Annotated in this window: 7 protein-coding genes and 2 pseudogenes; 1 reads left to right on the plus strand and 8 read right to left on the minus strand. The window is 46.8% G+C overall.

Annotation, left to right across the window (positions count from 1 at the left end):
- Nucleotides 1–349: 349 nt before the first annotated feature.
- From BP27_RS0112620 to BP27_RS17435, 5 genes are all read right to left on the minus strand, one after another.
- Complete coding sequence (locus tag BP27_RS0112620; RefSeq protein ID WP_027851854.1) at nt 350–1,300, minus strand: Abi family protein; 951 nt, start codon at nt 1,298–1,300, stop codon at nt 350–352.
- Nucleotides 1,301–1,624: 324 nt separating this feature from the next.
- Nucleotides 1,625–7,108 carry a tyrosine-type recombinase/integrase gene (locus BP27_RS0112625; RefSeq protein ID WP_027851855.1) on the minus strand — a complete coding sequence of 1,828 codons (5,484 nt, stop codon included), beginning with the start codon at nt 7,106–7,108 and terminating at the stop codon, nt 1,625–1,627.
- 19 nt (nt 7,109–7,127) lie between these two features.
- The gene (locus tag BP27_RS0112630) at nt 7,128–8,021 is read right to left on the minus strand and encodes a hypothetical protein (protein ID WP_027851856.1); all 894 of its coding nucleotides are present in this window, start codon (nt 8,019–8,021) and stop codon (nt 7,128–7,130) included.
- 783 nt (nt 8,022–8,804) lie between these two features.
- On the minus strand, nt 8,805–9,827 hold the full coding sequence (locus BP27_RS0112635) for a competence protein CoiA family protein (protein ID WP_027851857.1): 1,023 nt from the start codon (nt 9,825–9,827) through the stop codon (nt 8,805–8,807).
- A gap of 158 nt (nt 9,828–9,985) precedes the next feature.
- Nucleotides 9,986–10,171: a hypothetical protein gene (locus BP27_RS17435; RefSeq protein WP_245597851.1), complete on the minus strand. Its 186-nt coding sequence runs from the start codon at nt 10,169–10,171 to the stop codon at nt 9,986–9,988.
- 141 nt (nt 10,172–10,312) lie between these two features.
- Between BP27_RS17435 and BP27_RS0112645 the strand changes: the two are divergent.
- Nucleotides 10,313–10,744, plus strand: a pseudogene (locus BP27_RS0112645) (transposase); the annotation flags it as partial.
- Nucleotides 10,745–10,937: 193 nt separating this feature from the next.
- On the opposite strand, the gene BP27_RS17645 reads toward BP27_RS0112645, so the two are convergent.
- The 3 genes and pseudogenes from BP27_RS17645 to BP27_RS0112655 all read right to left on the minus strand — a co-directional run bounded on the left by BP27_RS17645 (nt 10,938) and on the right by BP27_RS0112655 (nt 11,745).
- Entirely contained in the window at nt 10,938–11,222 is a 285-nt protein-coding gene (locus tag BP27_RS17645) for a WYL domain-containing protein (RefSeq protein ID WP_483819032.1), read from the minus strand.
- 78 nt (nt 11,223–11,300) lie between these two features.
- Nucleotides 11,301–11,408, minus strand: a pseudogene (locus BP27_RS17650) (WYL domain-containing protein); the annotation flags it as partial.
- Nucleotides 11,409–11,469: 61 nt separating this feature from the next.
- Entirely contained in the window at nt 11,470–11,745 is a 276-nt protein-coding gene (locus BP27_RS0112655) for a hypothetical protein (protein ID WP_027851861.1), read from the minus strand.
- Between the last annotated feature and the right edge of the window lie 60 nt (nt 11,746–11,805).

The following is an 11,805-nucleotide window of genomic DNA, read 5'->3' on the forward strand; positions in this document are numbered from 1 at the left end:
AGTTCAGACTTGCTAAGTGGCTCATTTTGCAAGAGCAGCATAATTTTAGCTGCCAATGCTGACTCTAGCCGTAACTCTGGCTGTGACTCTAGCCGTTGGCTGAGTGCTTGTTTATCGGTTGGTGTTAATGCTTCTGAAATTTGAGAGCTTAATGTTTCAGGTTATGAGAATGACCCTGTAAGGACATATTATATGTCCTTAGGTTGCTCAAAATGTCCTAAAACTCTGTCCTAGCAGAGGTGGCTCAAGACGAATAAGATGAGATTAAAAACCCCTCAGAACAACCAAACTCATTGAAGATGGTCACAAGCACTAATTTTTAAGCTGACCTTAAGGATGCGGGACAGGTTTATCGGAGTATCGGATAGTAAGTGCCTACCGGACGGTTTTTGCGATGCACCCTTACCATTGCATGGCGCGCAAGTATACTATTGAGTTCCCGCTTAAAGCGAGCTAATGGCATATTCAACCCTGGTTGCATCTGCTTGTAGGCAGCTAAACCCTCGGCAGAGCAAATCCAGTTGAAGTGACTCTCTACATAGCTAGCTGTGTAATCACTGTATCGATCAGGGGATAACCACTTCAGTAGCTCTGTAATGCGATCGTGTAAGAGTTTCAGCCGGGCAATGACTTCTGCTGGTGATGAGGGGGCAGGAAGCTCGATCGAGGGCTTGGGCGAGCCAGACCGCCCTCTTCTTTCTTCGTACAAGTCACCCTGCTTCCAAACTGGCTCAAAGTGGGCAATGCGATTGCGGAGTCGATTCACCAGATCTAAGCGTGCGTAAAGTGCATCCTGGTGTTTGACCACAGACCAGTACCTAGAGTCTTTGTATCGATGACTGGGAACAATTTGTGGAAGCAGTTGACCCCAGGGTATTCCATTAACATCAAGTAGCTTTGGCCAGAATCCAAATGTCATTCTTGAAACCACATCATTTGGAGAAGGGGCTGGAGATTTTGGTCTTAGCTGACCAGAGCGCCGATGCCTAAAGTGGGTTTCCTTTCGAACTTTTTGCTCTGATTTTGGTGGTAATGCAAGCTGGTTATACCAGTCATTTGAATCCTTTACACCTACAGACCTGTGGCTATAAAGGTGCAGGCTGAGTGCCACGTGAAAACGATTGCGCATCACAACTTCGGTGATTGAGATTAAACGGAATAGCGTTGCTGAAAGGGCTTCATTCCAGCAATAGATGCCATAAAGCTCATGGTCATTTGCACCGCGAAACATAGCTCTATAGCTGGATAATCTGGCAACAGATATGTCTGTATGAGTCTGGTCAATATTGTTGGGTTGCACTCGTTGGACTCCTAACCTATACTAATCCTCGTAGGCACTTGGGATCATATCTTTTCATTGCTCACTTCGGTCAGCTTGAAGGGATCCAAGATGCAAAGATCTTATCAAAAAGGCTCTCCGAAAGGAGGGCCTTTTTGCTTTTTAAGTCAGTGATTTAAAACGACTTAAACACATATCCTGGCTCTAGCAAGGGTATGCCTAGCCTCAGACGTTCTCGATTAGAGCCTTCGCCATTTAAATCAATGCTATTCTGAATCAATCAAAAAGCAAACCTTACCTGTTAGGCAGGTCTGCTATTCGAGACTGCTGTTTTGTGGCTCTGACTTACAAGGCATCTGCTTGAATCTGAGGCTGCACTTCTGAGGATAGCAGTATACTCAAGCCAAGGGTTAGAACGGCAACTGCCAACTCGTGGCTGTTTCGCAACACACCTTGATCGCGCCGCTGTATCTTGATCCCGCCATAGTCTTTGCGGTTTGCAATACACCGGTCACCTTTGTAAATATCAAAGGTGTCCAGCTGAAAGCGACCGCTGCTGGAAGCGGTGCTCCCCTCTGTGTTCAGATTAAACCCATGTCGCTCCAGCATTTTCACTGCATAAGAGTTGTCTCTGTAGGCAGCCACTGTAATTACTCCATCTTCCAGTTCAAAAACCTTCATGGTTTCACGGATCAGCAAGCAGTGGCTGTCTTCAGCCATCAAAATATGCCGCTTGCTGCCGGTTAGTGACGGAATATCATCCAGAGTGATTTGAAGGGTAGGGGTTGTTGAATGGTCATATTGCTCCGCACTTTCGATCATTCGGACCCAGGCATCATCCGAGATATAACGAAGAAGTGCGTTGGGATGATCTTTTCCCGAAATATGCCCCGACTCACCCAGGTTCTTAAAACGCATTTTGGCATTGGCTATTTCAAAAACAGTCTGGAGATCTTGAGTGTGATCAGGGTGGAGTCCCATTAATGATCCTGCCTGCTCAAAGGATTTGCCAACACTGACCAGCCTCAGGGTCTTTAGTAGCAGGGGTAATTCAGGTGTTCTGAAGTTCAGCTTTATTGGGCTAGATTGTTTGGGGGCCTGGTAGATTTTCAGTGACCGAGTGTTGAAGGCCCCTTTGAGTAATTTTGCCCTGGTGGTTTTGACAGGGGTGAGTTGGTCGGCCCAGTCGGTCATCAGGTGGCAGTAGTTTTTCATGCCGGTGCTGGGGTGGTGGTGGCCCAGTAATCTGGCTAGGGCCATGCTGCTGCGTTTGGAAATATCCGTATTGTGTCCCAGGACACAGTGCAGTAACGCCTCTTTATCGAGGCCTTGTGTGATCGTCTGTGCAAGTGGTGTGTCCAGCCCCAGAAGAACTGCAGCCACGCGGTTGTAAAAAGCGTGGCGAGCATGATGCAAAACCAGGGCAGGATTCCCGGTGATCTGGCGGGCGATTTGAATCAGCGCCTGTGGAATCAGCTTGGTGTAGGCCGACTCTTGCACGCGCCCTTTACGAATCTCACAAAAAATTGGCGTGTTCTTGTCTGTGCCACCAAGGGCAATGCAGCGAGCCACAACCTGATCAACAATGGATTGCTCGGTCTCTTGCAGATTAAACAATAGAGGGATGGCTCTGCGGCTGCTATCAGATTTCAGGGTACGCAGTGGATTATTGCGAATCAGCACCCATTGCATGGCTTGATTAGTACACCAATCCTTGTATCTTAGCCCCAAGGCTTCACGGCTTCTCAGGCCGAACCGATAGCAGCACAGCAGAGCAAACTGCATCAGTAATGATTGGTCTGGATCGGTATAAAGTATGCCGATGGCTTCCAAGCTATTCAGGTAGTCGATTTCTGTCAGGTGTCCTGATCGAACCCGGCGAGCTTCATCAGCCAGGTTCAGCTCACTCCAATCGGGATCACTAACCCCTTGGTTGCTGGCATAACGGTGAAATTGCTGCAGACGATCACCAAAATAACCGATTTGATTGTGCCGAGTAATTCTGAATTCAATCATTTTACCGTAGAGGTCGGTGATCTCATCCTCATCCAAAGCAAGCAAATCTCGGTCATAAGCCAGCCCTTCAAAAGCGGTAATCAGTGAGCCGAAATAGGTGATCAGAGTGTTTTTTGCCAGGGCTTTTCTGGTACCGCGCCCTTTGCCCTTATCCATCAAATGAGCGGTCCAGTGTCCCAGAAGCAAAAGACTGGAGCTGACGCTGCCTTCAAACTGCTTGCAGCACTGAATGATTTTTTTTGAAGTAGCTTTGGCCTGGCTGGGCTTATAGTCATTGAGTTGTTGATGGATGGCCTTATGGAAACTTTTAGCCTGAGATTTAAGCTCATCTGAATTGTTTTTGAGTGCCCGCCCTGCAAGCAGCTTTGTAGGCTGGATATTCGGCTGAGCTTGGATGACACCTGTTGCCTGTTGAGTAAAGCTGCGGGGAGTACCTTCTAATTGCCTAAGCCAATCCACCAGACCAAGGCTTGTGGGTGGGCAGCGCTCACTTAGTGCGGCGGCTACGAGTCCCGGCAATTCAACCAAGTTGGCCTGCTCAAGGGTGAAGTACAGCCAGTCCAGCAGGCTGGTTAGGCTGCTTGGATTAATGCCGGCATCTTGCTTTGCTGCATACTCCGCCAAGGCCTGAACCTGTGCAGGTATTTCAGTCTTGGGATCTTGCAGGCGGGCCCTTCCTTTAACCAGGAGGCTGGCTGTTTTATAACTGATTTCGTGGCGCTGAACCGGAGCCGTCATATCCTCAGGGTCAAGTTCTTCACTGTACTCCAGGTAGTAGTGCTTCTGGTGCTGAACAATACGGAAGTTCTTGCCAGCCAGAACATCATTGAGCAGGCGACGGTAGCTCAGCCGCTTTTCGATGCACAGCAGTAGGCAGCCAACGATCAGAGCTTCTTTATTGGCTAGCCTGTCCACCTTGATACTCGCGCGAATGTTAGAAGCTATCCGGCACAGCTCTTTTAGATGGCTGGTTGCATGTACGGCCTCTTTTTTGATCAGGCTGTTTTCCTGGCGTATGGCCACTAACCGCTTGCGCACCTTGATTTTGTGGGCGCTTTCACTCTGGTCGATGCGTTTCATCAACACCCCCAGCCGAATGCTGGCATAGGGATAGGTAACCTGACCATCACGCAATAACATCCGCTGAATCAGCTTTTCAATGTCCTCTGCTTCTAGCTCATGCAAACCCCGATTGCCTAGAAGCAGGTTAATTTCACGATGCGCTGATCGAATGGCCTGCTGTACAGCCTGCTTACGGCGATAGCGACGTTCACGCTCTCCAAAAGGTTTTTGTTCAAGCCGATCAAAAATCTTCTTTGCTTCAGTATCAGGATTAATGGATACCCTGCCCTGTATTTTGGCTGGGTGAATAAACCCAAGCCGATTAAACAGGGTGTTGATCGCAGCGCGATATTGGTTTGCATCATCTAACCAGCAACGTGGCGAAACATCACTGTAGGTGGCTGACCCCCTTTCAGCATGTCCCATCCAGCCATTGACAATGTCGACGGGAACGCCTAGTTGAGTGAGTTCCTGAACATAGCGATGTCTGAACAGGTTTTTGGGAAGCCCCCATTCAAATAAAGGAACACCAGGCAAGTCTTGCTGGTTCAAAGAATGCCAGTTGAATCGCTCATCCAGTAAAAAGAAAAGCGGCAGCCTTGCACGAGCACTTGAAGAAGCTGCACATGGTTGATCACAAGCTTGCTGTTGAGCAGTGAGCTGATCAAGGGCCTTGGCGAATTCAGGGCAGGTGTTTGTGACTGATGATTGAAGGCGTTGAAGGTGCCTGACATATTCATGCATCAGCTGAATAGCTTGATCGGGTAGCGGCACCAGCCGACCTTCATGCAGACCTGCATCGGCCTTGTCATTGATGTAGACGTAACCCAGATCCAGATTGAAATAATCCAGCGACTCAAAGGGGTCTTTTAAATACCGGCAACCCGTCGCAGCATAGAGCGCTGTAACCAGATATTGAGCAATCAGGTTGTGCTGCTCTACCAGTGGTTTGTTCTGATCAAAGGTTTGGACCTGAGTCGATGCCTGCTGAATTTTTGCGATCAGGTGGTCTTCGATAGGGGATAGCAAGCTGCCGATCAGTTGGGTCTGCCTTTTATCTTGCAAGGGAAGCTCGGGGTTTAGACTCTGATCTAAGCCCTTTTCGATGGTTTGAATATCCCAGGTAGCATAGCTGCAGGCACCGGGTAGGCCCGAATTAGGGTGCGAAGAGAGAATACGAGCCAGGGTCGAATCGCCCGTGCGATCAAAGAGCAGTGCAGGTAAAAAGCCAGCCAACTTCGCAGCACTCAGGCGAGAAAGCTCGTCAGGTAGAGCACCATTAAACCAGGTGTCGATCGGCGTCTTGGAGATTTGTGACCAGAGACCAGAAAGCTGTTTAGCCGGAAAGGCAGCCGCTTGATGGGCATTGGCTAAAGCTTGAGTCACAGGTTTGGGGAGCAGCAAATCCATGGACTCAGCAAAAGGTTTGATCCGGTGAAGGGATTCAGGTTTAGGTGACCAGCTGTTGCGACGGCGAACGGGTAAGCGGTGCAGCTGATCCAGGTTCTGACTCAGACTCCATTCTGGATGCGCTTGGTCAGTGATCAGAAAATGTAAAACAAAACTCAGGCTGCGACCTGTGTGGATCGCTAGCCAAGCGCAGGCAGCACCTAAGGACTCCGCTGTGTCCGAAGACCTCAGGGTTTTATTAACCCATTTAAGTAGGGGGTCTATTTCTGTTGGGAGGGGTTGCTCCCAACTCCAGGGTAGGTAGTGCGCATACTCTGAGCGCTGTATGAAATAAGCTCGGCTTTCAACGATTTGTTCAGCCGCAGCTTTATGTTGATCTAGCGTGATCAGCTCCAGGCTTTCTTCAGCATCTGAATCCTGCAGCGATTCTTCATCTGAATCGGTATCAGTGGTGACTGGATAGACTTCGAGGCTCGTCTGTTCGTCAATCTGAAATGAGTCGTAGGGTTGAGGAGCAGTAACCTTTTTTAGGTCGATCAGTTGATCCAGACCGGAATTAGAAACCGTGGTTGTCTGAATCGGTAAGCAGTCACCCGACGCAATATTTTTGATCACATTAAGAAACCTGGTCTCATGCCTGGGGCGTTGACCCAGAGCGAGCAATGATTCGGCTTCAGACAGGAGGGCAGCAGAGACTAAATCGAGCGAAGCACCAGGCTGGGCGACGCGTATGTGCAGGCCGTACAAGAGCTCGTCAACGCTGGCAAGGTGAGGGTCATTAGGTCCGAGAATCAGAAATCGAGCCAGGGTGCTGATGTTTTCATCCAGGGCACAGCCGTGATTCAAATAACGCTCTGCGGCCTGAAAAAAAGTCCACACGCGCAGCAGACGACGAAATTGAATGAGGTCGTCAAACTGATGTTTGGGCGAGGTTTGTGTTCTGCTGTTGGTTAAAGGGTTGGTCACCATGGCCAGGAGAAAACTGCGCGTTTTCAGCTCTCCAAACTGTCCCTTATTTTGTTGAGCTGACCCCCGTGCAGGAATGGGGGCATATTGGTTGAGTACTTTAGGCTGGCTTATCAGTTGAAGGTAAAAATCTTTTACAGCGATTGCGCCGGGTGACACCCAGTTCTCAAAAAGTCCATTAGACCTTTCAAGATCATGGATTGGATTGCTGATAGCAATGCGAGTAGCGCTTAGTCCAAGGATTTTATACGCGGTCACCATCCCGATGACAGTGTCTGTCTCTATAGCGAACTCGATCAGCTGCGCATACTCAGAGCCAAATTCGGACATTAGTTTGTGCTTGTCAAATGCACTCAAACCAGTTTTCGAATCCATGGCAATATCCCTATGCTTGCTATTGATGTTCGAGTTTAAAATCATCTGGAGAGGGTGGAGGTTCTAAAGAAACAGAGGTAAGGATATTTTCTAGTGATTTGGTTTCAGGGTTTCGTGATTGTTTTACTGTGCATTTAACAAAATATTCTTTACTGTAGGCATCGGCAATGACTTTAAAAATTTCTGGATCGATGCATTTAAGACTAACTTTTTCTCCGGTCTTGTTTTTGCTATTCTTTGAGAAAACAGTGAAATGGGCTTTGTTGCTATCATCTTTAAAACCATTGGGTATAGCAAGAAATTCGTAATTGTCTTGCTCAATTGACTCCTGCCGGTCTGTAACTGTTTGGAAGCGTTTGCAGGTGTACTCCTCATCCGCACTGTTTAAATCAGACCCAAAGGAAAAAGGTCGCTTTATTATTGAGCCGGATTTAGAGCTGATATGGCTTGATATGGCAGATTTAACATCATCATGAAGTAAGATTTCATTGGTGATTTTTTCAGCTTCTTTTGAGAAAAGATCATCAACTGTGACAGCATTAGTGGCAATTTTAATAGCTACTTCTTTGAGGTTTTCTAGGTGCTCCTTCGTATCTTGCCCTTCAATAAAAATCACCGTGTAGGCACACTCTTTCCCTTCATGAGTATCGAACAAGTTTTTTATGCCTAAGGTGATGTCTAACTCGGGGTGATGTACGTCTTTATATTTCGTAAGAGTTTTAAGAACAGACGCAGATAGAAGATTGAGGTCGCTATTGTTGATTTTCTTAGGGTCAAACTCATAGATCTGATCGCCAGCCCTTTTTATAGTTTGGCTGTCTCTAAAGTACATGAGCATGTTGGAAATAATTTCCGGAGAGATTTCTTCGCGGTGTTCGATGCGAGGATCAGTGCCGTTGCTATTATCTGTCATTAAGAAGCTCACCTTACATAACTGAATCATGTATTAGTTTGAGCAGGCTTGGACCTGTATGTAAAGTTTTTTCTGTGATGTGTTGAGATTACAGATATGTATGCGAAGATTTTTTCCTGCATTAATCAGTGATCTTTGGTATGGCTGGGTTTAATGTGGCTTATTTTAATAAACCGAGAGGAGCACCTTCGGCAACATTTTTGTCCCACTCCAGCATTTCCCGATGCAAAGATTATTCTGAGCTGTTATCCAGGCGTTTTTTTTGCTGGTTAGTAGCCCTTTATGGTGCTGCCATCGAGGTTGTTGATGTTGGCCCTGCCTTCCAGAATGTAGGTGTCTACTCCAGACGCAGTTATTTCAAATGGCGGATGTTTGATTAGTTGCTAGGTTGGATGCTGTAATAAGCTTCCAGAGAGTTGTGGTGCTGGATTGGCTTGGTTTTGGATTTATTTCAGATCTGAAATTTTTGTCAGTTTTTTCTGGATAGGGGTTCCGGTTTATTTCAGATCTGAAATTTTTTTGCGTGAGCTGTGATTATTGTATTTTGCAGCTAAAAGCAATTAAAATGCGCAAAATAGCGCAAAATGTTGCTATTTGCTGCTTTTTGGTCTGATTATTCCCTTGGTGTGCGGACTTGGTGATATCTCATTGCCAATGGAGGTGCTTAATGGGGGTAAGCTATGCAGAAGCCAGCCACCTGTCCTGCCTGCTTTAGTAACTCCATTCATGTTAATAGGGCATATCATGAAGGGCGAGAAATCGACCCGCTTTAAGATGCCGTGCTCAGAATTTCAGCATGCGTGCTAGCTCCAAATAGGTAATGCCGCCATTGTAATTTTTGTTATTGAAGTACAAGTGTGCAGCCTTTGCTTTCATCTCGTTGCTCATAGAGGCTCCTGTGCTACTTTGATAATGGCCCTCTAGTTTTTTTCTGAACCCTTCTCTCAGATTGGCTTCATACCAGGTCACTGGGTCAGGCTGAAGTAAGTGCGTATCTGAAAAGGTACTGCCCTGCTCAGTGTTCTTCAGCACTTGTTTTCTTGTTTCTTCTCGCTGAGCAAGAAATTGCTCCATCTCGCCAAATACTGAATCAGGTAGGCTTGACTCAATAGGATGGTAAACCCACTCAAGATCTACCCGTTGCTTAACTGCTTTTCCAAGCATGTCTTCATCTGTCATCAAAAGCTTCCCTGCTGGTATATACCGCAATACGGGGATGCGCTGATGGTGAAAATGACGCATTTTTTTAGTGCTTACATCATTGCTGACTACCACTTCAATATAGGCGACCGGTTGTCCACGATAGCTGAGCTGAACGTCTGGACGATACCCTTCCATACCCTCAGTAGGCTCAAGCTCGCAGTGATCGATCTGGTGTGAGACTTCTGGAAAGCTCACGCCTGTCGATGGTTCAGGGTTAGTGCCAGCCTTTGCTAAAACGAAGTTTTTCTGATTTTTTGTAAGGGTAGATAAAGCAGGAGAGTTTGCGATTTGTTTGTATGTCAGGGTAAATTCTGGCAGCCTCAAAAGCCCGGTGTCTTGAACCAATCGATTGAAAAGATGCTTTCCAGCCAAATGTAGTTCTGACTCCTTGGAGTAACTGCAGGAACGTGAGTTTTCGGTTAGCTGCCTTTCAGGGTTGTAATGCGCAAAGTGCCAGGTGTTTTGGGATCCCATTCTTGCGATCAGTTGGGTTCGACACTGCGGGCAAACAAGTTCGGAAAGTCCGCTCTTGCAGCTGGAAATGTGTACCAGATCGGCTGACTCCGTATTCAATCCATAAACCAGCATTTGTGTTTCAGGCATTCCTTGCTCTCCCTAATAAACTAGCGATGTGAGTAGTATGTGATAAGTGCTTTCTGCACATACTTACTGTGGACGGACACACTGCATAAAACTAATGACTATCTGATCTAAGACAGCGATGATAAGCATCTTGTTGATACTGCCTTAGCACGATCACTTTATTTTTTATCACTTTCGCTTCGCTCTTGCCAGTCTCTTGAAATCAAATTCCAATCCACTGGTCGACTTACTTGTCTAGGGTTTCCGTCCTGAAGCTCTTCTAATCCAGACCAAACATTCCAAAAGTCTGGGTCGGCAGAGGTGGGCCGCTCTGATTCTGCAAGGGCGTTCATTTTCACAAGCACTGGTAACTCCGAAGCCCAGCCCATCAATATCGCATGCCGCGAAGGTAGTGAAGGAAGGTCTCTCAAAAGACCTCGGAGATTGTCTGGTACCAAGCGATGTACTAGTTCTTGATCCCTGTCGTTGCTTGTCCTGTGGAGCATCGAACGCTACTGACTCGGATCAGCTACCTGTCTGACGCCAACAAAAAGCAACTGTTCCAGCTGTTTGCAGATGAGCACCACCTCGAAGTGGATTGCACCTGGAACATGTACCAACGGGTGGTCAGCGCCTACAACGAGCCGGATCGAAGGCGTGGTAAAAAACTCATGCAAGAGCTTATAAAGATCATTACAACCCCTGACTTGCCCAAAGCGCTCATCGAGGTAAAAGGCTTGGGGAAAACGCTGAAAAAATACGCTGATAGCATCCTTGCTTACTTCGACCGGCCAGGAACCAGCAACGGTCCAACAGAAGCTATCAACGGGCGACTTGAACACTTGCGAGGTACCGCCCTAGGCTTTAGAAATTTAACCAATTACATAGCCAGATGCTTGCTGAAGTCAGGAGGATTTAGAAATCAGCTACACCCTTAAATGCGAAGAGCCTCTAAAATCTCACTTACTTGAATACTTTCAATGAGCTGAGTGCTTTTCATGAACTACTCCAATAATAAATGCAATTTACTGCGCAACATATCTAATAAACGCTTCGTAGCTAAGGAACCATATAGGCCTCGGCTTTATTAGTACCGACATATCAGTGTTTCCTTCCTACCCAACCTACCTGTCACTCTAAATACCTATCAGCCTGAGCCTTCACTATACTAGCCATCCAATCACACAAGCCCTTAGGGGCGATTACTTCCACATCAGAACCTAGACTCAATAACCAGCGGCGCAGCTGTCGACCATCCAACATCTCAGCCTTAACTAAGTAAGACTCTTGCTGCTCGTCATCGATTACTAATAGCTGCTGTTCCGATAATGGAGACTCTTCAAGATGGTTTTTAAGCCATTGATTCACACGAAGCTCTAATGAAATAAGCTTAGGATCTGGCAACGCCCACTGCATTACTCCAGTATTAAGATAGTCATCAATATTGAATTCTGGAAAAAGACGGATTGGTTCATCGAGCAGTTCGACCTTTTCAAAGCGATGCAACGCTGTAATACGCACATCGTCGAAGTCATAAAAGCGGCACAGTAAATACAAGGTGTGTCCTTGCTGCACTAACCCATATGGATGAATTACCCTTTCTGACTTGCCTTTATAGGGTAAGCGTTCATTCTAGGGCGTTCTTGACTCATACCTAAATAAGCTATTTAACTTCTTTAAGTGGCGTCAGAAGCTCTGGGGAGACTTTGTATTGTTTACGCCCATCGTCGTCTTTGCCTAACACTATCACGCTTTTTCGATTAATTTTGGTTACTAAACCCACCTTAATCCCATCTCGGGCTTCAAAGGTTACTTTCATGCCTACATGCAGCCTAACTAAAGCCTGAAGGGTTTCTTTTTCACGTAATTCGTCAATACGGCGGCAGATTAGATGGTTCAGTTCAAGTAACTGATCCAGTGTAAAACCTTCAAAATTCATGGTACTTATTCTCTACAGGCTTGATTGTCGCTGAGGGTGGCGTGGGTCGATTAATGCACG

The sequence above is a fragment of the Marinospirillum insulare DSM 21763 genome (assembly GCF_000686905.1).
Taxonomy (GTDB): Bacteria; Pseudomonadota; Gammaproteobacteria; order Pseudomonadales; family Halomonadaceae; genus Marinospirillum; species Marinospirillum insulare.

Excerpts from the sequence above, each read along its gene's own strand:
- BP27_RS0112625 (WP_027851855.1), bottom strand. The coding sequence starts at position 7,108 with ATGGATTCGAAAACTGGTTTGAGTGCATTTGACAAGCACAAACTAATG.
- BP27_RS0112635 (WP_027851857.1), bottom strand. The coding sequence starts at position 9,827 with ATGCCTGAAACACAAATGCTGGTTTATGGATTGAATACGGAGTCAGCC.
- BP27_RS17645 (WP_483819032.1), bottom strand. The coding sequence starts at position 11,222 with ATGCAGTGGGCGTTGCCAGATCCTAAGCTTATTTCATTAGAGCTTCGT.
- BP27_RS0112655 (WP_027851861.1), bottom strand. The coding sequence starts at position 11,745 with ATGAATTTTGAAGGTTTTACACTGGATCAGTTACTTGAACTGAACCAT.
- BP27_RS0112630 (WP_027851856.1), bottom strand. The coding sequence starts at position 8,021 with ATGACAGATAATAGCAACGGCACTGATCCTCGCATCGAACACCGCGAA.